Below are 20,566 nucleotides of genomic sequence, written 5' to 3' on the forward strand. Positions count from 1 at the left end.
AGGACTGCCCGACGCCTGCGGGGCATAAGAAAGCTCCGCACGATTGGAACGACCGTACGGAGCGAAGTCACGATGCGCACACTGCGCCAACGTGCGATTCATATTCATATGAGGTTCGCAGGCTTGTCAATGCTCGATTTCACGCCGGGCTTCGGCGGGATGTGCGAATACGGCCGGGACGGGTGAAGACATCACGCTGACGGGGCCGGAAGGTCTCCACGTATGAGTCCGCTGCCCTTGGTCACCTCTGCGGGATCGTCGCCTGCCAGCACCACGCGGTTGTGCTCGTCGACGAAGACCACGCGAGGCTTGAGTTCGCGGGCCTCATCCTGCGTCACCTGGGCGTAGGCGATGATGATGACAAGGTCTCCGGGGCTGATGAGCCAAACCGCGGCGCCGTTGATGCCGATGACACTCGAGTCGCATGGTCCTTGGATCAGTGCTGACCGGCGCTACGCCTGAATCAGCGTGCTCTTGGGCGACGGGATTGCCCCCCTGGCTGCTCACGGCTGCCCGCGAGCGGCATGAGGTGCCTGCAGCCGTGGCGATGGGTGCCGTTGCGCTTCGCGTCCCAACGATGGGTCGCAGTGGGCGGCTTCTGCCAGGTGATCACTTCGACAGAAGGACACGGCCGGACAGGCCCCCGGACCGACCCGTCGCCCGAGCCAGTTCAGAGACTCGCTCCGATCGCCCGAGCGGCTAGCGGCTCAGGGCGAATCCGGTCGAACCGGAGGTGCCCCCCTCCGACCCCCTCCGCACCCTGTTCCCGCAGTTCACGGCATGATCCGGCGAGTGTCGGCACAGGTCGAAGCGGTGCAGCGGAAACGTGCTGTTTAATTGCATGTTGTTCGCAATAACAGTCGATCTTGAACAGGGATGTGCAGAGTATGACGGCCCGATCGATACGGGGGGCGGTCGCCGCCACACTGGTGACCGCACTGTCCCTGACCGCGGCAGCCTGCTCCAACCCGGACAGCCCCAAGAGCGGCGGCTCCGGCACCGGCTCCACCTCGGCCGTCGTGGGCATCGCCTACGAGCCCGACAGCCTGAGCCCCCTGCTCGGCTACGGCAAGGACGGCAACTCCAAGATCTTCGACGGGCTGCTCGCCCTGGACGAGGAGCTGAAGCTCCGGCCGGCCCTGGCCTCCGCCCTCCCCGACGTCAGCGCCGACGGGCTGACGTACACGTACAAGCTGCGCCCGGGCGTGAAGTTCAGCGACGGGAAGGCGTTCGGCGCCAAGGACGTCGTCTTCACCTACCGCACCATCCTGGACGAGAAGACCAACAACCCCTCCCGCAACGAGCTGGACGCCGTCAAGGACGTCACGGCCCAGGGCGAGGACACCGTCGTCTTCACGCTCAAGTACCCCTACGCGCCCTTCGCCCAGCGCACCGTCCTGCCCATCGCCCCCGAGCACATCGCGGGCAAGCAGGACGTCAACACCGGCCCCTTCACCACCCGCCCCGTCGGCACCGGACCGTACGTCCTCACCAAGTGGTCCAAGGGCGAGAAGCTCAGCTTCACCGCCAACCCCCACTACTGGGGCGGCGAGCCCGAGGTGAACAAGTTCACCATGGCCGTCATCAAGGACGACGACGTGCGCGCCACCCGGCTGCGCTCCGGCGACCTCGACGGCGCGATCCTCCCGCCCAACCTGGCCAAGGGCTTCGCGAACGACAAGGGCAAGAAGACGTACGCGGCCAGCAGCTACGACTACCGCACCGTGACGCTGCCCACGAACAACAAGGTCGCCGGTGACACCGCCGTGCGCCGCGCCCTGGATGTGGCGGTGGACCGTCAGACGATGGTCGACGCCATCCTCAACGGCAGCGGCAAGCCCGCCTACGGCCCCGTCCCCACCGACAGCGAGTGGTTCACCCAGGGCACCGAGCGCACCCACGACCTCGCCGCCGCGAAGAAGATCCTGGACGAGGCCGGGTGGAAGCCCGGCAAGGACGGCATCCGCACCAAGGACGGGGTCCGCGCCGCGTTCCCGCTCTGGTACGTCACCGGGGACAAGCTGCGCCAGGAGCACGCCCTCGCCTATGCCTCCGACGCCAAGAAGGCGGGCATCGCCATCACCGTCGAGGCCGGGACCTGGGAGGTCATCGAGCCCCGGATGAAGCACGACGCCGTGCTCGCGGGCGGCGGCTCGCCCGCCGACCCCGACTTCGACCAGTACACCCTGCTGAAGTCCTCCCTCGCGGGCGACGGCTTCAACAACATGGCCTGGTACGACAACAAGGCCGTCGACGCGGCGATCGAGGCAGGCCGGAAGAGCGGGAAGAAGGCCGAGCGGAAGAAGGCGTACGACACCGTCCAGCGCGAGCTGGTGAAGAACCCCGGCTACACCTTCCTCACCCACATCGACCACATCTACGTCATCGACGACCGCTTCGGCCCCCTCACCACCCAGGTCGAGCCGCACGACCACGGGCTGGCCTCCGGCCCCTGGTGGAACGTCGAGCAGTGGAAGCCCGAAGGCACGGGAGACAAGAAGAAGTGAGCCACCGCCTCCCCTGGGGGCCGATGGCACGGATGACGGGACGGCGGGCCCTGTTCGCCGTCCCGGTCCTCCTCACCGTCACCTTCGGCGTCTTCGCCGTTGCCGCCGCGTCCCCCTTCGACCCGGTCAAGGCGTACGCGGGCACCGCCGGCCTCACCGCGTCCCAGGAGAACCTGGACCAGCTCCGGGCCAACCTCGGAGCCGACCAGCCGCTGCTCACCCGCTGGTGGACCTGGCTGACCTCGGCGCTCCAGGGCGACCTCGGCGACTCCACCGTGATGCGCCAGCCGGTCGCCGACGTGATCGTCGAGCGGATGGGCTGGTCCGTCCTGCTCGCCGCCTCCGCCTTCCTGATCGCGATCCTGCTCGGCACCTCACTCGGCGTCCTCGCCGCCCGGAGGCCCGGCGGCTGGCTCGACCGGGGCGTCAGCTCCGCCGCGTACACCCTGGAAGCCGCCCCCGCCTTCTGGCTCGGCCTCCTCGCGATCTGGCTCTTCGCCCTGAAGCTGGACCTCCTCCCGGCCGGCGGGCTCACCGACGCGGGCAGCGAGACCGTCACCTTCGGCCAGGTCGCCTCCCACCTGGTGCTGCCCGCGGCGGTCCTCGGGATCTCCCAGCTGCCGTGGTTCTACCTGTACGTACGCCAAGGGGTCACCGACGCACTCGCCGAGGACCCCGTGCGCGGGGCGCGCGCCCGCGGACTGAGCGAGCGCACGGTGCTCCTCGGCCACGCCCTGCGCTCCGGGATGCTGCCGATGCTCACCCTGATCGGCTCCCGCGTCCCCGAACTCATCACCGGGGCACTCCTCATCGAGACCGTCTTCAGCTGGCCCGGTATCGCCGCCGCCACCGTGCAGGCCGCGACCTCGGTCGACTTCTCCCTGCTCGCCGCGCTCACGGTGCTCGCCACCGCCGCCGTCCTGCTCGGCAACCTCCTCTCCGACCTCCTCTACGGGCTCGCCGACCCCCGGGTGGCCTTCGATGGCTGAGCCGACCCTCGCCCTCCCGGGCCGCACCAGCCGCCGCATCCGGGTGGCCACCTCCGTGACCATCGTCGTCGCCGTCGCGCTCGCGGTGCTGATCGTGCCGCCGCTGGCCCAGCTCGACCAGCAGGCCGTCGACCTCTCCAACAAGCTCCACCCGCCGTCCTGGGCGCACCCCTTCGGCACCGACGACGTCGGCCGTGACCTGCTGCTGCGCTGTGTCTACGGGCTCCGCGTCTCGCTGCTCGTCGGACTGGTCGCGGCCCTCACCGCCACCGTCATCGGTACCGCGATCGGCGCGCTCGCCGGGGCGTTCGGCGGCTGGCCGGACCGGATCGTGATGCGGGTCGTCGACACCCTGTCCTCCATCCCGCACCTGCTGCTCGGCATCTTCATCGTCGCGATGTTCCGGCCCGGTGTCTGGCCGGTCGTCATCTCGGTGGCCCTCACCCACTGGATCTCCACCGCCCGGATCGTCCGCTCCGAGGTGCTCTCGCTGCGCTCGCGGCCCTTCATCGACGCGGCCGTCTCCGGCGGCGCCTCGCGGGGCCGGGTCATCGTGCGCCATCTGCTCCCCGGGGTGCTTCCGCAGGCCGGGCTCGCGGCGGTCCTCATGGTGCCGCACGCCATGTGGCACGAGTCCGCGCTCTCCTTCCTCGGGCTCGGGCTCCCCTCCCACCAGGCCAGCCTCGGCAACCTCGTCCAGTCCGCACGCGGTTCGCTGCTGGCGGGGGACTGGTGGCCGACGCTCTTCCCCGGCCTCTTCCTGATCATTCCGACCCTTGCCCTGGCGGGACTGGCCGGGGCCTGGCGCGACCGGATCAACCCGCGACGGAAATCGGAGCTGATGCTGTGACCGCCGACCGCGAGACGCCCGAGACGCCCGGGACTTCCGGGGCCCTTGAGGCCTCTGAGGCCCCCCAGACCCCTGACGCCCCCGGGGCTCCTGTCCTGGACGTCCGGGACCTCTCCGTACGCTTCCGGATGCGCGGCGGCCGGGACATCGCGGCCGTCACCGGCGCCCGCTTCTCCGTCGCTCCGGGCGAATGCCTCGCCCTGGTCGGCGAGAGCGGCTGCGGCAAGTCCGTCCTGGCCTCCGCCCTGCTCGGGCTGCTCCCGGCCAACGCCGAGACCACCGGCAGCGCGCTGCTCGGCGGGGAGACCGACCTGCTGACGGCGGGGGAGCGGACGCTGGCCCGTACGGTACGGGGACGGCGCATCGGTCTCGTGCCGCAGAGCCCCGCCGCCCATCTCACCCCGGTGCGCACCGTCCGCGCCCAGTTGGAGGAGACCCTGCGCGAGCTGACCGGGGTGCGGGGGTCCGCGGCCGTCCGGGAGGCGGCGGAGAAGGCCGCAGCCCGCGCCTCGTTCCCGGCCGACCACCTGGACCGCTACCCGCACGAACTCTCCGGCGGCCTCGCCCAGCGCGCCGCCACCGCGCTCGCCCTGATCGGCGACGCCCCGCTGCTGCTCGCGGACGAGCCGACCACCGGACTCGACCGGGACCTGGTGGAGCGGACCGCCGACGAACTGCGCCGCCACACCGACGAGGGCCGGGCGCTGCTGATCATCACCCACGACCTGGCGGCGGCCGAGCGGATCGCGGACCGGGTCGCGGTGATGTACGCGGGCCGGATCGTCGAGATCGCCGACGCGGGCCCGTTCTTCGGCACACCCGGCCCCCGCCACCCGTACGCCAAGGGCCTGCTGGACGCCCTGCCCGAACGGGACTTCGCCCCGATCCCCGGGATGCCGCCCGAGCTGGGCGCGCTCCCCGACGGCTGTGCCTTCGCCGCCCGGTGCGCCCGCGCGGACGCCCGCTGCACCGCCGAACGCCCGGCCTTCGACGACCGGCTCGCCTGCCACCACGGGCTGACCGGCCGCGTCCACTCCCTCACGAAGGAGGCCGCCGATGCTTGAGCTGACCGGCATCACCGCCGGGTACGACCGCCGCGCCCCGGTCGTCCGCGATGTCTCCCTGAGCGTCGGCCACGGCGAGGCGGTCGGACTCCTGGGCCCCAGCGGCTGCGGCAAGTCCACCCTGGCCAAGGTCGCCGCCCTCCTGCACCGCCCGGACGCCGGAACCATGACCCTGGACGGCACGGTCGTACGCGGTTGGCGCCACCGGGCCCCGCGCGAGCAGCGCACGTCCGTGGGCGTCGTCTTCCAGCAGCCCCGGCTCTCCGCCGACCCCCGCCTGAGCCTCCGCGAACTCATCGCTCAGCCGCTGCGGGCCACCGGCCGCCGCGCCGAGGTCCCGGCGCGGGTGGCGGAGCTGGCCCCGCTGGTCGGCCTCTCCGCCGAACTGCTGGAGCGCCGCCCGCACGCGGTGAGCGACGGACAGCTCCAGCGGGCCTGCCTGGCCCGGGCCCTCGTGCTGCGGCCGGGGCTGCTGATCTGCGACGAGATGACCGCGATGCTCGACGCATCGACGACCGCCGCCCTGGTCGCCGTGGTCGAGCGCTACCGCTCCGAGTCCGGGGCGGCCCTGCTGGCCGTCGGCCACGACCGGGTCCTCCTGGAACGCTGGTGCGACCGGACGGTCCGCTGGGGCGAGCAGAGCGTGGAGCGCGTCCCGGTGGGGTGACGGCGGCCGGAAGGACGGCGGACGACGGGCCGGAGTCCATCAACCCAACAGTTGGCAGGTACCTGATGATGTCTGGGCGTCCGGCCCCATACTCGTTCGCGTCCGGCCCGCCCCGGGCCCCCGGCCCGGACGACTGCCAGGGAGACCCCATGGCCGCCCCGCCCGTCCCTTCGGCCCCGACGCGCCGCCGGGCCCTCACCGTCACCCTCGCCACCGCCGCCGCGGTGATCGCCGCTCCCGCCGTCGCCTCCGCGGCCGCCGCGTCCCCGGCCGCCGCCACCCGGTCGCCCCGCCCGCCCCGCCCGCGCCCCCTCCGTCACGCCCACGCGCACAACGACTACCTGCACCCGCGCCCCCTGTACGACGCCCTCGCGCACGGGTTCACCAGCGTCGAGGCGGACATCTTCCTCGTGGACGGTGAGCTGCTCGTCGCCCACGAGCCCGCCGAACTCGACCCGCGGCGCACGCTCACCGCGCTCTACCTCGAACCGTTACGCGCGCTGGTCCGGGCGGGCCACGGCAGCGTGTACCCGCACCACCGCACCCCCCTCCAGCTGCTCATCGACATCAAGGCCGACGGCGTCGCCGCCTACCGCGAACTCGACCGGCAGCTCGCCCGCCACCGCTCCCTCCTCACCCGCTACGACCACGGCCGCGTGCGCCCCGGAGCGGTCACCGCCGTCATCTCGGGCGACCGTGCCGCCCGGGCGCCGATGGAGGCCCAGCGCAGCCGCCTCGCCTTCTACGACGGGCGCCTCGACGACCTCGGCACCTCGTCGCCCGCCTCGTTCGCCCCGCTGATCAGCGCGAACTGGACCCAGACCTTCGGCTGGCGCGGCGCGGGACCCTTCCCCCGCGCCGAGCGCGACCGGCTCCGCTCCCTCGTCACCGCCGCCCACCGCGAAGGCCGCCGCATCCGGTTCTGGGCCACCCCCGACCTGCCCGGACCCGAGCGCGAGGCGGTCTGGGGCGAGCTGCTGGCCGCCGGGGCCGACCACCTGAACACCGACGACCTGGCCGGGCTCGAACGCTTCCTCCGCGACCGGGCGGCCCCGACCCCGTAACACCTCCCGGCCGGGTCTTACCCGTTCGGCGGACATGCCAGTGCGCCGAACGGCCGCCCCGCTGCGCCACACTGGCGGCCGAATGCCGCAAATCCGGCGCGGCGGAGGAGGTTGGCCATGGCCATTTCGATCTCACTGGTGCTGCTTCTGACGATCCTGGCGGTGATCTTCCTGCGCAACGGCGGACTGAAGCTCTCGCACGCGATCGTCTGCGCGCTGCTCGGCTTCCTCCTGGCCAGTACGAGCATGGCACCGACCATCCACGACGGCATCGGGGCCACCGCCAACCTGGTCAGCAGCCTGAATCCCTGACCCGGACGCCCCGGTCGCCGGGGCCGTCCGCGTCGGCCGTCCCCGTCGGCCGTCCGCGCGGCGCCCGGCGATCCCGCACAATGGGCAGATGTCTTTCCCGCCCCCCGGACGGCACTCGGGCGCCGCCCACCACGAGTACTGCAACACCGGCCTCTGCTGCCGGTGCCAGATGCGGACCTGGACCACCAAGGCGGGCAACGAGCGGCTCTGCGGGCCGTGCGCCGCCTGCTGCCAGGAGTGCGGGCGGGCGCCCGCGCCCCATCTGGACGGGCTCGACGGCGGGCTGTGCGCCGAGTGCCGCGGCCTCTGCGACCGCTGCCACGTCCCCAAGCGGCCCGACGGGTCCTGCGCCTGCGACCGCTGGCGGGAGAACGCCAAGGGCAACCCACGCGGCTATGTCCTCCAGGCGCTGCCCCACCAGCTCCTCCAGGCGCTCGGCGGCCGGGTCCCGAGCACCGTCCACGACCTGATCCACCAGGAGCTGTCCAGGAACCGCAGCGCCGGCCTCCTCAGGGAGCGCATCGAACGCCGCTGGCACCTCCGCTGGGCCCACGCCCTCAACGAGAAGGACGAGGACGGCCGCCGCCGCTGGAGCGCCCAGGACATCGCCGAGCAACTGCTGATGCCCGGCTCCTGCTCCGACCGGGACTGCGAGGACGGCTACCTCATCACCACCGACACCCCGTGCACCCGCTGCCGTCAGCCCCTGCACCGCTTCGTCACCTCGGTCGCCGACCACACCGCGACCCCGGAGCACGCCCACGCGGCGGCGGCCCGCATCCGCCGGGCGATGCTGGAGAACCGCTCACACAGGAAGCCCCCGCAGCGCTGAGCGGGCGCGGCCGGGCGCGGGCGGGTGTGGCTGGGCGCGGGCGGGTGCGGCCGGGTGTGTTGCGGGCCGTTGCCGTACGTGGCGCGGTGTTGCGGCGGCATGTCGTCCGTGCGAACCCTCCCGCTTTCCATGGACACCTCAAGGGGTGCGCCCTAACGTCGGGCGGCGGCGCGACCCCCGTCCGTAACCAAGGAGCCCGATGTCCCCGCCGTACCGCCGTGCGCTCACCCGCGTCCTGGCCCTGACGCTCACCGTCGCCTCCGTCACCCTGCTGGGGCCGGTGGCCCCGGCGGCGGCGCAGGAGATCCCCAAAGCTCCCGGTCACCGCCTGGTCAGCGACTACCAGGGCGCGCCCGCCACCGCGTCCCCGGTGCCGGGGCAGGCGCCCCCGCAACACCCGTATCTGGCCCCCAACGGCCGCAGCGGGATGCACGCCGACGCGGCGGGCAGCGGCACCCACCCCTACTCCGGGCCGCTCGGCCGGTCCCCCGAGGTGGTCAGCGAGAGGATCGCCCCGGTCGGCGGCGAGTGCGCCACGGCCACCTTCGACACGGCCGGGCGGCTGATCACCGTCTGCGGGACCTTCACCGGCTTCCTGCTCAAGCTGCTCGACCCGCGCACGCTCGACACGCTCGCCGAGTACAAGCTGCCGCAGCGCTCCTCCACGGTCGAGGCGATCACGCGTCTGGACTTCTCGCGCATCTTCAAGGACACCTCGGGCGGCGCCTACTTCTACCTGGATGACCAGGACCGCGTGGTCCTCGCCGACTCCCGTCAGCACGTCCTGCGCATCGCCCACCGGCAGAAGCCGGACGGCCGCTGGGAGTTCGTCGTCGAGAACGACTGGGACCTCACCGGGCACGTCCCGCACGACTGCGTGAGCTGGACCAACCTCTTCCCCAGCGGCACCTGCGACCCCGTCACCTCCGTCATGCCCGACTGGCAGGGCCGGATCTGGTGGGTCACCCGGCTCGGCCGGGTCGGCACGGTCGACCCGGAGACCTCCGTCATCCGCTCGGTGCGGCTGGCCGGTGAGGAGATCCAGAACTCCTTCTCCGTGGCCCGGGACGGCGTCTCCATCGTCTCCGACCACGCCCTGTACAGCTTCACGGCCGACCCCGACGGCACCCCGCGCATCCAGTGGCGCCAGACCTACGACCGGGGCACCGGCACCAAGCCCGGCTCGGTCAATCAGGGCTCGGGAACCACCCCGGACCTCTTCGGCACGGGTGAGGAGTACGTGGCGATCACCGACAACGCGGACGACCGGATGAACGTCCTCGTCTACCGCCGGGGCGTCGACGTGGACGCCGACCGCCGCCTCGTCTGCTCGGTCCCGGTCTTCGGCTCCGGGCAGTCGACCACCGACAACTCCCTCATCAGCTGGGGCAACAGCCTGGTCGTGGAGAACAATTACGGCTACGAGAACCCCACCTCGCTGCTGTTCGGACGCAGCGTCGTCGGCGGTGTCACCCGCATCGACGTACGGCCCGACGGCAGCGGCTGCGACACCGTGTGGGAGAGCGCCGTCCGCTCACCCTCCACCGTGCCCAAGCTCTCCACCGCCAACGGACTGCTCTACTTCTACGAAAAGGAGCCCAACGCCCTCGGCATCGACGCCTGGTACCTGACCGCCGTCGACTTCCGTACCGGCGAACGCCGCTGGCGCAAACTGACCGGCACCGGACCCGCGTACGACAACAACTGGGCGCCCATCACCATCGGCCCGGACGGGACGGCGTACGCAGGGGTCTTCAACGGCATCGTGGCGGTACGCGACACCCGCTGAACCACCGGGCAGGACGCCGGTGCCGCGCAGAAGTGCGGCACCGGCGCATGTGGTGACCGGGCCGAACGCCCTATGCTCGCGGCCATGGAGCAACGGGAAGTCGTGAAGCGCGTGATCGGCATCCTCACAGAGGCGCGCGAAATGCAGCGCCTGCTGGAGGCGGACCTCGAACGGGAAGACCTGGACGCGGGAGCGGGCGCGGTCACCGCCCTGCTGAACGAGACGATGCCCCACATCGCCATCCCCGACGATTTCTCCGTCGAGGAGGTGGTGACCGTGGTCGGGCGCGAGGTCGGCGGCGCGGTCGAGCAGTTGGTGAGCGCCTTCACCCTCGCTTTCACGATGCTGGCGCAGGTGCACGACTCCGGACAGACGGACGTCTCGTCGGCCGACGTCCTCCAGGACCTGGCCCTGCGGGTCGAGGCCGGCGGGCCGGACGACGAGGACGAGGGCCCGGTGCTGTAGCAGGGCCCGCTCCGGGTTCCTGCGTTCTCCGGTATGCGTAGGCATAGTGGAGGGAGAAGCGTGAATCTCCTCGCGGTACGGAGGCAGCTGTGGGTAAGAGCACCGACATAGCCCGCGCGAAGGCGCGGCGGCTCAAAGGCATGAAGAAGGAGTCGGACGGCATCGCCCTCGGCGACGAGCGGATGAAGGCCGAGGGAAGGCAGGAGCAGGACGCGGCCCGTCGGCAGGAGGAGCGGGCCCGCGCACTGCCGGAGACCTCCGGCCGCTGAGGCGGTGGGGCGCCCGTACCGTCGCGTTCACCGCGCGCGGTGCGGGCGCCTCGCGGTGTGACGGTGCCTGTCGCGGCGTACCCGCGCCCTCTCCGCGTACGGGCTGGGCCCTGTGCGAGTCTCCTCGTACGGGCAGCGCCGGGCCGCTTCAGCGGGACCGCGCCGCCTCCGTGACCTCGTCCACGATGTCCTTGTCCAGCGCGGCCCGCACGAGCGCCGCCGCGAACCTCGCGTCGTCGTGCCCGCGCGCCGCCTCGGCCAGCCTGCCGGGGGAGGTGGGCAGGCCCAGCCGCTCGGCCCCCTGCACCGCCTTCGGCCCGGCCCGGAAGCCGGTCTCCGGCCAGATCGACTGCACCTCGCGTACGAAGATGTCGGCCCCGGCCGGACCGATGCCCGGGACGCGCCGCAGCCCCTCCACCAGCCGGTCGTGGTCGCCGTCGGCCTCCTCGCGCAGTCGGCGCAGATCGCCCCGCCAGGCGTCGAGGACGAGTTGCGCACCCTCCCCGAGCTGGGTGGCGGTGCGCTCGTCGTAACGCCGGTAGTGGCCCTCGCCCAGCGCGTCCACCCGCTGCTGCCAGGTCGCGTCCGCCATCCGGCGTGGGGTGCGCATGCCGTGGCCGTACAGGGCCCGGGCGGCCGCCACCGCGACCGAGGCGCGGATGCGCGCGCTCAGCAGGAGGCTCAGCACCAGGAGCTGGTAGAGGGGCTGCGGGGTGTTCTTCAGGCGGATGCCCGCCTCCTCGGCGTACGTCTGCCCGCACCGCTCCACCAGCGCGTCGGCGATCCGGCGCGCCGGGGGTGTCTTCCTCCCGCTCATGCCAGGCCGAAGACCCGGGCGACGAAGAACCCGGCGACCAGCAGCGCCCCGAGCACGATCAGGCCGATCCAGACGGCCGGGTGCTCCCAGACGCCTCCGTCGGGGCGTTCCTCGTGGGCGTCGCCGATCGAGCCCTCGGCGGGGGGCGTCTCTGTCGGGGGATTCAGCAGAACAGCCATGGATCCAGGGTCCCCCGGTCCACGCTCCGGCGCACGCCGTACCGGCCCGCCCTCCGTCCGGCCACCCGTACAGGGCCGTACGGAGGCACCCCGGGGACTGAGCGCTGCGCGCCGCGAGATCGGGGCACCGTCAAGGAATGCCAGCAGTTGCCGCGCCCGTCATCAAGCTCGTACAGCGCACCACCGAACCCGCGGGGGTACAGACGCTGCGCTCGACCGCAGCCGCCGTCATCGCCTACTCCGTGGCCGTCTGGACCCTGCCCGAACCGGCTCCGCTGACCGCACCCCTCACCGCGCTCCTGGTCGTCCAGGTCACCCTCTACGCCACCCTCACCACCGGCATCCGCCGGGTGAACTCCGTCGTGGTCGGCGTCCTCATCGCCATCGCCTTCAGCTCCCTGGTCGGGCTCAGCTGGTGGAGCCTCGGCCTGACCATCTTCACCTCGCTGCTGATCGGGCGGCTGGTGCGGGTCAACGAGTTCGTGCCCGAGGTGGCGATCAGCGCGATGCTCGTGCTCGGTGTCTCCCAGGTCGCCGACACCGCCTGGGACCGGGTCTGGGAGACGCTCATCGGGGCGGTGGCGGGGCTGCTGTTCAACCTGGTCCTCGCCCCGCCCGTCTGGGTCGGGTCGGCGGGTACCGCCATCGGCTCCCTGGCCACCCGGATGGGCACCATGCTCCGCAGCATGGGTGAGGAGGTGGTGGGGAACAACCCCGTTCCCCGGGCGGCGGCCCGGCTCCACGAGGCCCGCAGACTCGACCACGACATCGTCGAGGTCGACGCCTCCCTCCGTCAGGCGGAGGAAAGTCTCACCCTCAACCCCAGGGTGAGACAGGGGCTGCTCTACCGGGTCGTCCTGCGCACCGGGCTCGACACCCTGGAGATCTGCGCGGTCGTCCTGCGCGTGCTGTCCCGGACCCTCACCGACCTGGCGAAGGCCCGCACCGAGGAGACGCTGTTCCCCGCCGATGTGGCGGGCCTGCTCCAGGAGCTCTTCGGCCAGCTCGCCGACGCCGTGGAGAGCTTCGCCGAACTGGTCACGACCCCGCTCGCCGCCGACGGCGAGGCGGCGGAGGACCGGCTCGCCGACGCGCTCGCCCGCAGCCGCGCCACCCGGGACCGGGTGGCGGACCTCCTCCTGGAGGACGTCCAGGAGCATCCGCGACAGTGGCAGCTGCACGGGGCCCTCCTCGCCGAGATCGACCGGGTGCTGGCCGAGCTCGACATCGACGAGCGCGCCAAGCGGCTGGGGGAGGAGCTGGACCGGCGGTCCTCCGAGGCCCATGAGCGCCACCCCAGGGTGCGCGGGATGATCCGGCGGCTGAGCCGGGCCGCGACGTGAAACCCTCCCGGTGGGGTACGCGGGATGCGGAAGCCCCCGGTCACTGGTTCGCTGGGGGCAGTGGTCCCTTATGTTCGACAGGCCCGAGGAGTGGTGATGAGCGGTTCGGACGAACCCGCCGACCTGGCGCGGCAGATGCGTGAGAAGGCCCAGCAGCTCGCCGAGGCCGCGGAGCGCGCGACCGACCCCGAGGAGCGGCAGCGGCTGGAGAAGAAGTCCCGGACGATCCGGGACCGGAGCGAGCAGCAGAGCGGGATGGCCGCCGGAGACGTCTATCCCCAGAAGTAGCTGCGCGACAGAGGCAGCTGCGCAACAGAGGTAGCTGCGCAACAGCAGGAAAAAGTGCACCGGCAGGAAGAGTGCACCGGCAGGAAGAGTTACGCGGTACCCGCCCGCCCCGGGCTCCTTCCGGGGCGGGCGGGCCCACGCGGGCGGGCCCGTCACCCCGCCCACTCCAGCAGCCGTTCCACCGGCCAGGTCGTCACCACCCGGTCGGCCGGTACGCCGCACTCCTCGGCCCGTGCGCAGCCGTTGATCTGCCAGTCGAGCTGGCCCGGAGCGTGCGCGTCGGTGTCGATCGCGAAGAGGGTGCCCGCCGCCACGGCCCCGCGCAGCAGCCGGCGGGGCGGGTCCAGCCGCTCGGGCCGGCAGTTGATCTCCACCGCCGTCCCCGCCTCGGCACACGCCGCGAAGACCCGGTCCGCGTCGAACCGCGACTCCGGCCTGGAGCGCCCCGACAGCAGCCGTCCCGTGCAGTGGCCGAGCACATCGGCGTGCGGATGGCGGACGGCCGTCTCCAGGCGCCGGGTCATCGGGGCGGGGTCCATCCGCAGCTCGGAGTGGACGGAGACCACCACCACGTCCAGCTCCGCCAGCAGCTCCGGCTCCTGGTCGAGCGAACCGTCCGGCAGGATGTCGCACTCGATCCCGGTCAGCAGGCGGAACGGCGCCCACTCCTCGTTGAGCCGCGCCACCACCGCGAGCTGCTCCCGCAGCCGCTCCGGCGACAGGCCGCCCGCCACCGTCAGCCGGGGCGAGTGGTCGGTGAGCACTGCCCACGCGTGCCCCAGCTCCGCCGCCGTCCGGCCCATCTCCTCGATCGGGGAGCCGCCGTCCGACCAGTCGGAGTGCAGATGGCAGTCGCCCCGCAGCCGGGAGAGGAGCTTCTGCCCCCGCTCGGGCGCGGGCTCGGCGGAGGCTTCCTCCTCCAGCCGCTCCAGATAGCCGGGTACCTCGCCCGCGTGGGCCTCCCGGATCACCCCGGCCGTGCGGGGCCCGATCCCGGAGACCCGTTCCAGGGTCCCGGCCGCCACCCGCTCGGCCGCCTCCCCGGGGGCCATCGCGGTCACGACCTCGGCGGCCGTCCGGAACGCCTTCACCCGGTAGGTGTCGGCCTGTGAGCGCTCCAGCAGGAACGCGATCCGCCGCAGCGCGGTGACGGGATCCATCGGCACCTCCCCAGGGAGCGTCGGCCGCCGCGCAGGTCACCCGTCCGGGCCGCCTGTCACCAGGATGGCCGCAGCGGGCCCCGAACGGCCACCGCACCGCTGCCGGCACCCGTACGGAGAGCTCGTCGGCACTGTCCCGTCGGCACGGTACGGAGACCTCGTCGGCGGAGCGCCCGGCGAGGCTCCCCGCCGCTCCGCCGAAGTGCGCCGCCCCCTCGGCGGGGAGCATGCTGGCTGTGTGACCCGGCACGATGCGACCCGGCCCACCCCGTCCCCCGGAAGCGGGGCCGCGGCCGGGCGAGACGACGGCGGCGGAGTACCGGACGAGCTGTCCCTCGTACTCGCCCAGGGGGTGGTCAGCGCCGTCGAGTCCGCCGGGGGGTACGCGGGAGGCATCTACCTCCGCTCCGGGACGCCCGGGCTGCTGCGCCTGGCGGTGCTCGCCGGGCTGCCGGGACCGCTGTTCCGGCCCTGGTGGCGGATGCATGTGAACCGCCCGTTCCCCGTCTCGGAGGCGTACCGCAGCGGACGGCCCGTGCTGCTCGCCGACGCGGAGGAGGCCATGCGGCGGTTTCCGCAGCTCATGGCGGGGCTGCCGTTCCCGTTCGGCTCGCTCTGGGTCCCGATCACCGGCCCGCAGGGCAGCATGGGAGTGGTGGCCGTCCTGCGCCAGGCCACCCCGGGCGAGGAGGTCGCCCCCGCCGACGGGGAGCGGCTGCACCGGCTGGCCCGCCGCCTCGGCGAAGCGCTCACCGACCTGGAGTCCCGGTCCATCCCCGTCGTCTGGGAGAGCGAACCGATCCCCGTCCAGCTCCCGGCCGCCCCCGCGCCCCCGGTGCGCGTCGGCCGCTTCGACTGGGACCTGCACTCCGGCGCCCTCACCGCCGACGACGACCTGTGCGCGATCTTCGGCACCGCACCCGAGGAGTTCCCCGGCACCGTCGACGCCCTCGCCGGACGCCTCGTACCGGAGGACGTGTACGGACTGTGGGCGCTGGCCCGGCAGGCGGTGGAGTCCGCCGACCCGGTCGTCCGCCGGATGCGGCTGCGCGGCCCCGACGGCCGCTACCACCTGCTGGAGCTCTCGGGCCGGTGGACGCACCCGGACGGTGACAGCGCCGAGAGCCGGCTCACCGGGTTCGTGGTCGACTTCGGCGCGGGACCCGTCGTCGCGGAGGCGGCGGACCGGCTGCCCCGGGGGATCGTCTCCCTGGACCGGATCGGGCGCATCACGTACGCCAACGGGCTCGCCGAGGAGCTGCTGGACCTCCCGCGCTCGGAGCTGGTCGGCCATGTCGTGTGGGAGGTGCTGCCGTGGTTCGGGCACCCGGCGTACGAGGACCACTGCCGGGCCGCCCTGATCTCCGACGAACCCGTCCACTTCCTGGCCCGGCGGGCCCCGTCCGTCTGGCTCTCGGTCTCGCTGTACCCGGGCCACGACGGGCTGAGCGTGGTGTTCCAGGCCACCGAGCAGCCGGCGTACACCCCCGGCTCCGTCACCTCGCCGGGGCTGGGCATCGGCTCCACCGCCGACCGCTCCTCCGCGCTCTACCGCCCGGTGGCCCTCGCCATCGCCCTCACCGAGGCGGTCACGGCCCGTCAGGTCTCCGCCGTGGTCACCGAGGAGCTGCTGCCCGCGTTCGGCGGCCGGCAGCTCGCCATCTACCTGCTGAGCGAGCGTCACCTCCACCTCGCCTGGGAGACGGGGTTCCCCAAAGGGTTCCTCGACCGCTTCGACGGGGTCGGGCTCGATGTCTCCATCCCCGGTGTGGAGACCCTGACCACCGGCCGCCCGATCTTCTTCGAGTCCATGCAGCGCCTGGCCGACGCCTACCCGGGCATCCCGATGGAGACCGATGTCGGCGCGCGGGCGTTCCTGCCGCTGATCGCCTCGGGGCGGCCCGTCGGCTCGTGCATCCTCGGCTTCGACCGGCCCCGGGGGTTCAGCCCGGAGGAGCGCACCGTCCTGACCGCGCTCGCCGGCCTCATCGCCCAGGCCCTGCAACGAGCCCAGCGGTACGACAGCGAGTCGGCCCTCGCCCGGGGACTTCAGGACGCCCTGCTCCCGCACCGGCTGCCGGAGGCCGAGGGGGTCGACACCCTGGGGCGCTACCTCTCCGGCACCCAGGACATGGAGGTGGGCGGCGACTGGTACGACGTCATCGAGACCGGTGACGAACTCGCCCTGGTCATCGGCGACGTCCAGGGGCACGGGGTCGCCGCGGCCGCCACCATGGGGCAACTGCGCAGTGCGGTACGGGCGTTCGCCCTCAGCAACCATGACCCGCAGGAGGTGGTGAGCGGTACGAACCGGTTGCTCATCGATCTCGACCCGGGACAGTTCGCCAGCTGCTGCTACATCGTCCTGGACCCGCTGACGGGCCGGGCCCGGGCGGTGCGCGCGGGCCACCCGCAGCCGGTGCTCCGGCATCCGGACGGGCGGACCGAGGTGCTGGACCTGCCCGGCGGCATCGTGCTCGGCATCGACGGCCAGGCGACCTATCCGGTCACCGAGCTGCAACTGGAGCCGGGCGCCATGCTCGCGCTGTTCACCGACGGCCTCATCGAACGGCCCGGGACCGACATCGACGAGGGCATCGAACGGCTGCGCGCCACCATCGCCGGGGTCGGCTCGGTCCTGCTGGCCGAGACGGCGAACCGGGTGATCGGGGAGGCGAGACAGGCCACGGACCGCCCCGACGACATCGCGCTGCTGCTCGCCGCCCGCTGGACGAGCATCCCGGAGAAGCCTCCGCCACCGCCCCGTGACACGGCCCCGCCGGACCTGTGGCGAACGTTCCGGGGGCCGGGGTCGGGTGGCGGCGGCACGGAGGGTGCCCCGGGTCCGGCCTGAAGGGCGGTGGGGCCGGTCAGACCTCGGGCCCGGTCGGAACCCGTTCTCGGGTGCCGACCGGGCCCGTACCGGATACCGGTTCTGCTCAGGCCGAGACCTCGGCCTCGTCCTCGGCCGAGGTCCTTGCTCAGGCCTCGGCGGGCCGCTCGGCCGGGACGAAGGCGTCCGACGCCTCCAGCATGCCCTCGCGCTCCACGACCTTGATCCGCTCGCGGCCCTGCGCGGCACCGAGCGCCTGCTCGTGCGCGTCCAGCTTGTGCCAGCCCTCCCAGGTGGTGTACCGGACGTTCCGGCTCTCCAGGAAGGCCTCGACGGCCTCCGGAGCGGGCGTCGCCGGCTCGGCCAGACGGCCGGCGGCGCGGTCCTCCAGGAGGCAGGCGACCGTCTCGTTGGCGTCGCCCTTGGTGTGCCCGATCAGACCGATCGGGCCGCGCTTGATCCAGCCCGTGACGTAGACCGAGGCCATGTGCTCGTCGCCCGCGATGACGCGGCCCGCCTCGTGCGGGACGGTGCCGGAGGCCACGTCGAAGGGGAGCTTGGGCAGCTCCTCCGAGTAGTAGCCGACGGCCCGGTAGACGCTCTGCATGTCCCAGTCGGTGAAGTTCCCCGTGCCCCGGACGTTGCCGGTGCCGTCGAGCTCGGTGCGCTCGGTGCGCAGCGCGACGACCTTGCCGTCCTCGCCGAGGATCTCGACCGGCGACTCGAAGAAGTGCAGGAAGAGCTTGTGCGGGCGGTCGCCGACATCGCGGATCGCCCAGTTCTCCAGGGTCTGCGCGACCATGTTGGCCTGCTTGTTCTCCCGCCGGGTGGCGATCGAGCCCTCGTCGTACTCGATGTCCTCGGGGTTGACGATGACCTCGATGTTGGGGGAGTGGTCCAGCTCCCGCAGCTCCATCGGGCTGAACTTGGCCTGCGCCGGGCCACGCCGCCCGAACACATGCACCTCCAGCGCCTTGTTGGCCTTGAGGCCCTGGTACACGTTGTCCGGGATCTCGGTGGGCAGCAGCTCGTCCGCCGTCTTGGCCAGGACCCGGGCCACGTCGAGGGCCACGTTGCCGACGCCGAGGACGGCGACCTTCTCCGCGGTGAGCGGCCAGGTGCGCGGGACCTCGGGGTGGCCGTCGTACCAGGAGACGAACTCGGCCGCGCCGTAGGAGCCGTCCAGCTCGATGCCGGGGATGTCGAGCGCCCGGTCGGCCTCCGCGCCGGTGGAGAAGATCACCGCGTCGTAGAAGGACCGCAGATCGTCCAGGTCGATGTCGTTCGGGTAGCTGACGTTGCCGAAGAGGCGGATCTGCGGCTTGTCCAGCACCTGGTGCAGTGCCTTGACGATGCCCTTGATCCGGGGGTGGTCGGGGGCCACGCCGTAACGGATCAGGCCGAAGGGCGCGGGCATGCGCTCGAAGAGGTCGATGGAGACGCCCGGGTCCTGGCAGACCTCGGATTTGAGCAGCGCGTCCGCAGCGTAGATACCGGCAGGGCCGGCTCCGACAATGGCGACGCGGACGGGGCGTGTCATGGCGTGGTGATCCTTAAGGCGGGCGAACGCGGGCAGGTTACAGCGTACGTCGGAAGTAAGGCTTGGCTTACTAGTCTCCACCCCACACGGTAAGCCCTCGCCCCGCGGGCCCGTGGACCCGGCCCGTGGGACTGTCCGATAAGTCCGTTTCTGTGGGGTGGTATGGGCGATTTTAGTCTTTTCACCCCCTATTCCATAAAAAGGCTATTGGGGCGCTTGGGATGTTTTGACCCTGCTCATTTCGGCCACCTCCGCGCGAAGTGGTGAGCGTCACTTCCGGGGGCGCGGACGTAGATGCGGAGGGTTCGGTTCCCTTCTGCGCGAAGAAAGTTGACACCGCGACGGAACGGGAGCGGCGGGGAATTCCTTTATTGGATCTTCCGGGTAAAGCTGATCAGGAATTCAGGGCTTGTTCCGCCCGGCCCTTTTCGCCTACGGTCACGACCAATCCGGATGGAACGCCGAATCCTGCCGCCGTCCGGGAATCCGAAACCCACTCACGTACGGCAGGAGCGGGGGACCCAGGTAAGCCGCCGATCCGGTATCCGGAACGGCTAGGGGTGAAGTCGCATGCCCATGCGGCCAGACATCTCCCGTCTGAACCCGACAGCTCACCTCGTAGGCGCCGGAGAGGAAATTCCCCATGCCCGCACAGGGTAAGCACCGCCGTCCCAAGTCCGTCTCGCTGAGCCGTGGCATCGCCGCTGTGACCACGGGTGGAGCCGTTCTGGCCCTCCCGGTGCTCGGCGCCACCACCGCCTCCGCCGCCCCCGCGCACGCCGTTGCCGCCGAAAAGGCGGTGGCCCCGGTCTCCGTGACCGCCCAGGCGAATTCCGTGACGAAGGCCGCACCCGCCAAGCATTCCGTGGTGGCCGGCGAAACGCTTTCCAAGATCGCCCGTGAGCATTCCGTCAGCGGCGGCTGGAAGAAGCTGTACGAAGGCAACCGGAAGGCCATCGGTGAGAACCCGAACCTCATTCACCCGGGTATCACGCTGACCATCGGCGCCAAGGCTGCCGCCCCGTCAGACGCCAAGGCCGGCAAGGCTGCCAAGGCCGCCGCCCCGTCCGTCGGCCGCGCCGCCACGGCCGAGCGTGCCGACCGCTCCGAGCGCGCCGCCGCCCCCGTCGCCAAGGCCGCCCCGGCCGCCGCCCCCACCACGTACACCAACGACCTCGATGGCTGGATCAAGGAGTCGCTGGCGGTCATGGCCAAGCACGGCATCCCCGGCACCTACGAGGGCATCCACCGCAACATCATCCGCGAGTCCTCGGGCAACCCGAACGCCATCAACAACTGGGACTCCAACGCCGCCAAGGGCATCCCCTCCAAGGGGCTGCTCCAGGTCATCGACCCGACCTTCCGGGCGTACCACGTGCCCGGCACCTCGACCAACAGCTACGACCCGGTCGCCAACATCACCGCCGCGTGCAACTACGCCGCCGACCGGTACGGCTCGATCGACAACGTCTTCGGCGCCTACTGATCCCGCCCGCACATCAGCCCGAGGGGCCCCGGACCACACGGTCCGGGGCCCCTCGGGCGTGGTGGGCGCGCCGGGAAGTTACCCCCAAGTTCCTCTTTCCTTACCACGCGAT

General features: G+C 72.1%; 20 protein-coding genes and 1 riboswitch. Of the genes, 15 read left to right on the forward strand and 5 right to left on the reverse strand.

What is annotated here, in order from left to right:
* Window positions 1-191: 191 nt before the first annotated feature.
* Window positions 192-440 carry an aspartate 1-decarboxylase gene (locus ACFW9Z_RS26280; protein ID WP_384645110.1) on the reverse strand — a complete coding sequence of 83 codons (249 nt, stop codon included), beginning with the start codon at window positions 438-440 and terminating at the stop codon, window positions 192-194.
* 447 nt (window positions 441-887) lie between these two features.
* Here ACFW9Z_RS26280 and ACFW9Z_RS26285 point away from each other — a divergent pair, with 447 nt between their 5' ends.
* From ACFW9Z_RS26285 to ACFW9Z_RS26335, 11 genes are all read left to right on the forward strand, one after another.
* A complete protein-coding gene (locus tag ACFW9Z_RS26285; RefSeq protein WP_384645020.1) occupies window positions 888-2,507 on the forward strand; it encodes an ABC transporter substrate-binding protein in 1,620 nt (539 codons plus the stop codon).
* 23 nt (window positions 2,508-2,530) lie between these two features.
* Window positions 2,531-3,496 (forward strand): ABC transporter permease, encoded by a 966-nt coding sequence (locus ACFW9Z_RS26290; protein ID WP_384645021.1) that lies wholly within the window; start codon window positions 2,531-2,533, stop codon window positions 3,494-3,496.
* Window positions 3,489-4,346: an ABC transporter permease gene (locus ACFW9Z_RS26295; RefSeq protein ID WP_384645022.1), complete on the forward strand. Its 858-nt coding sequence runs from the start codon at window positions 3,489-3,491 to the stop codon at window positions 4,344-4,346. Before ACFW9Z_RS26290 ends, ACFW9Z_RS26295 begins: the two co-directional genes overlap by 8 nt.
* Window positions 4,347-4,474: 128 nt before the next feature.
* Entirely contained in the window at window positions 4,475-5,410 is a 936-nt protein-coding gene (locus ACFW9Z_RS26300) for an ABC transporter ATP-binding protein (RefSeq protein ID WP_384645111.1), read from the forward strand.
* Window positions 5,403-6,077 carry an ABC transporter ATP-binding protein gene (locus ACFW9Z_RS26305; RefSeq protein WP_384645023.1) on the forward strand — a complete coding sequence of 225 codons (675 nt, stop codon included), beginning with the start codon at window positions 5,403-5,405 and terminating at the stop codon, window positions 6,075-6,077. The genes ACFW9Z_RS26300 and ACFW9Z_RS26305 overlap by 8 nt, the downstream gene beginning before the upstream one ends.
* Window positions 6,078-6,226: 149 nt before the next feature.
* Window positions 6,227-7,141, forward strand: coding sequence for a phosphatidylinositol-specific phospholipase C/glycerophosphodiester phosphodiesterase family protein (locus ACFW9Z_RS26310; protein WP_384645024.1), 915 nt, complete (start codon window positions 6,227-6,229; stop codon window positions 7,139-7,141).
* 117 nt (window positions 7,142-7,258) lie between these two features.
* Window positions 7,259-7,453 carry a hypothetical protein gene (locus ACFW9Z_RS26315; protein ID WP_384645025.1) on the forward strand — a complete coding sequence of 65 codons (195 nt, stop codon included), beginning with the start codon at window positions 7,259-7,261 and terminating at the stop codon, window positions 7,451-7,453.
* Between the two features lie 88 nt (window positions 7,454-7,541).
* Entirely contained in the window at window positions 7,542-8,285 is a 744-nt protein-coding gene (locus ACFW9Z_RS26320) for a hypothetical protein (protein WP_384645026.1), read from the forward strand.
* 199 nt (window positions 8,286-8,484) lie between these two features.
* Window positions 8,485-10,074, forward strand: a complete 1,590-nt coding sequence (locus ACFW9Z_RS26325) for a hypothetical protein (protein WP_384645027.1) — start codon at window positions 8,485-8,487, stop codon at window positions 10,072-10,074.
* Window positions 10,075-10,146: 72 nt separating this feature from the next.
* Window positions 10,147-10,539, forward strand: coding sequence for a hypothetical protein (locus tag ACFW9Z_RS26330; protein ID WP_031124971.1), 393 nt, complete (start codon window positions 10,147-10,149; stop codon window positions 10,537-10,539).
* 89 nt (window positions 10,540-10,628) lie between these two features.
* On the forward strand, window positions 10,629-10,808 hold the full coding sequence (locus ACFW9Z_RS26335) for a hypothetical protein (RefSeq protein ID WP_384645028.1): 180 nt from the start codon (window positions 10,629-10,631) through the stop codon (window positions 10,806-10,808).
* 148 nt (window positions 10,809-10,956) lie between these two features.
* Here ACFW9Z_RS26335 and ACFW9Z_RS26340 read toward each other — a convergent pair whose 3' ends face one another.
* Window positions 10,957-11,625 (reverse strand): endonuclease, encoded by a 669-nt coding sequence (locus ACFW9Z_RS26340; RefSeq protein ID WP_384645029.1) that lies wholly within the window; start codon window positions 11,623-11,625, stop codon window positions 10,957-10,959.
* Window positions 11,622-11,804 (reverse strand): DUF6480 family protein, encoded by a 183-nt coding sequence (locus ACFW9Z_RS26345; protein WP_093687876.1) that lies wholly within the window; start codon window positions 11,802-11,804, stop codon window positions 11,622-11,624. Before ACFW9Z_RS26345 ends, ACFW9Z_RS26340 begins: the two co-directional genes overlap by 4 nt.
* Window positions 11,805-11,941: 137 nt before the next feature.
* Between ACFW9Z_RS26345 and ACFW9Z_RS26350 the strand changes: the two genes are divergently transcribed.
* Together ACFW9Z_RS26350 and ACFW9Z_RS26355 are read left to right on the forward strand one after the other, a co-directional pair.
* Window positions 11,942-13,147, forward strand: coding sequence for an aromatic acid exporter family protein (locus tag ACFW9Z_RS26350; protein WP_384645030.1), 1,206 nt, complete (start codon window positions 11,942-11,944; stop codon window positions 13,145-13,147).
* A gap of 96 nt (window positions 13,148-13,243) precedes the next feature.
* On the forward strand, window positions 13,244-13,435 hold the full coding sequence (locus tag ACFW9Z_RS26355; RefSeq protein ID WP_384645031.1) for a DUF6381 family protein: 192 nt from the start codon (window positions 13,244-13,246) through the stop codon (window positions 13,433-13,435).
* A gap of 152 nt (window positions 13,436-13,587) precedes the next feature.
* Here the strand turns inward: ACFW9Z_RS26355 and ACFW9Z_RS26360 are convergent, their stop codons facing one another.
* Window positions 13,588-14,595: a PHP domain-containing protein gene (locus tag ACFW9Z_RS26360; protein WP_384645032.1), complete on the reverse strand. Its 1,008-nt coding sequence runs from the start codon at window positions 14,593-14,595 to the stop codon at window positions 13,588-13,590.
* A gap of 238 nt (window positions 14,596-14,833) precedes the next feature.
* On the opposite strand from ACFW9Z_RS26360, the gene ACFW9Z_RS26365 reads away from it, so the two are divergent.
* A complete protein-coding gene (locus ACFW9Z_RS26365) occupies window positions 14,834-17,449 on the forward strand; it encodes a SpoIIE family protein phosphatase (protein WP_384645033.1) in 2,616 nt (871 codons plus the stop codon).
* A gap of 127 nt (window positions 17,450-17,576) precedes the next feature.
* Here ACFW9Z_RS26365 and ACFW9Z_RS26370 read toward each other — a convergent pair whose 3' ends face one another.
* On the reverse strand, window positions 17,577-18,968 hold the full coding sequence (locus ACFW9Z_RS26370; RefSeq protein WP_384645034.1) for an FAD-dependent oxidoreductase: 1,392 nt from the start codon (window positions 18,966-18,968) through the stop codon (window positions 17,577-17,579).
* A gap of 449 nt (window positions 18,969-19,417) precedes the next feature.
* Window positions 19,418-19,608: riboswitch (cyclic di-AMP (ydaO/yuaA leader) on the forward strand.
* Window positions 19,609-19,611: 3 nt separating this feature from the next.
* Between ACFW9Z_RS26370 and ACFW9Z_RS26375 the strand changes: the two genes are divergently transcribed.
* On the forward strand, window positions 19,612-20,454 hold the full coding sequence (locus ACFW9Z_RS26375) for a transglycosylase SLT domain-containing protein (RefSeq protein WP_384645035.1): 843 nt from the start codon (window positions 19,612-19,614) through the stop codon (window positions 20,452-20,454).
* The last annotated feature ends 112 nt before the right edge of the window (window positions 20,455-20,566 follow it).

It is taken from the genome of Streptomyces sp. NPDC059452 (assembly GCF_042750035.1).
Classification (GTDB): Bacteria; Actinomycetota; Actinomycetes; order Streptomycetales; family Streptomycetaceae; genus Streptomyces.

Excerpts from the sequence above, each read along its gene's own strand:
- ACFW9Z_RS26320 (WP_384645026.1), top strand. The coding sequence starts at position 7,542 with ATGTCTTTCCCGCCCCCCGGACGGCACTCGGGCGCCGCCCACCACGAG.
- ACFW9Z_RS26325 (WP_384645027.1), top strand. The coding sequence starts at position 8,485 with ATGTCCCCGCCGTACCGCCGTGCGCTCACCCGCGTCCTGGCCCTGACG.
- ACFW9Z_RS26345 (WP_093687876.1), bottom strand. The coding sequence starts at position 11,804 with ATGGCTGTTCTGCTGAATCCCCCGACAGAGACGCCCCCCGCCGAGGGC.
- ACFW9Z_RS26340 (WP_384645029.1), bottom strand. The coding sequence starts at position 11,625 with ATGAGCGGGAGGAAGACACCCCCGGCGCGCCGGATCGCCGACGCGCTG.
- ACFW9Z_RS26350 (WP_384645030.1), top strand. The coding sequence starts at position 11,942 with ATGCCAGCAGTTGCCGCGCCCGTCATCAAGCTCGTACAGCGCACCACC.
- ACFW9Z_RS26290 (WP_384645021.1), top strand. The coding sequence starts at position 2,531 with ATGGCACGGATGACGGGACGGCGGGCCCTGTTCGCCGTCCCGGTCCTC.
- ACFW9Z_RS26285 (WP_384645020.1), top strand. The coding sequence starts at position 888 with ATGACGGCCCGATCGATACGGGGGGCGGTCGCCGCCACACTGGTGACC.
- ACFW9Z_RS26315 (WP_384645025.1), top strand. The coding sequence starts at position 7,259 with ATGGCCATTTCGATCTCACTGGTGCTGCTTCTGACGATCCTGGCGGTG.
- ACFW9Z_RS26310 (WP_384645024.1), top strand. The coding sequence starts at position 6,227 with ATGGCCGCCCCGCCCGTCCCTTCGGCCCCGACGCGCCGCCGGGCCCTC.
- ACFW9Z_RS26295 (WP_384645022.1), top strand. The coding sequence starts at position 3,489 with ATGGCTGAGCCGACCCTCGCCCTCCCGGGCCGCACCAGCCGCCGCATC.
- ACFW9Z_RS26370 (WP_384645034.1), bottom strand. The coding sequence starts at position 18,968 with ATGACACGCCCCGTCCGCGTCGCCATTGTCGGAGCCGGCCCTGCCGGT.
- ACFW9Z_RS26355 (WP_384645031.1), top strand. The coding sequence starts at position 13,244 with ATGAGCGGTTCGGACGAACCCGCCGACCTGGCGCGGCAGATGCGTGAG.
- ACFW9Z_RS26300 (WP_384645111.1), top strand. The coding sequence starts at position 4,475 with ATGCGCGGCGGCCGGGACATCGCGGCCGTCACCGGCGCCCGCTTCTCC.
- ACFW9Z_RS26375 (WP_384645035.1), top strand. The coding sequence starts at position 19,612 with ATGCCCGCACAGGGTAAGCACCGCCGTCCCAAGTCCGTCTCGCTGAGC.
- ACFW9Z_RS26330 (WP_031124971.1), top strand. The coding sequence starts at position 10,147 with ATGCTCGCGGCCATGGAGCAACGGGAAGTCGTGAAGCGCGTGATCGGC.
- ACFW9Z_RS26360 (WP_384645032.1), bottom strand. The coding sequence starts at position 14,595 with ATGGATCCCGTCACCGCGCTGCGGCGGATCGCGTTCCTGCTGGAGCGC.
- ACFW9Z_RS26305 (WP_384645023.1), top strand. The coding sequence starts at position 5,403 with ATGCTTGAGCTGACCGGCATCACCGCCGGGTACGACCGCCGCGCCCCG.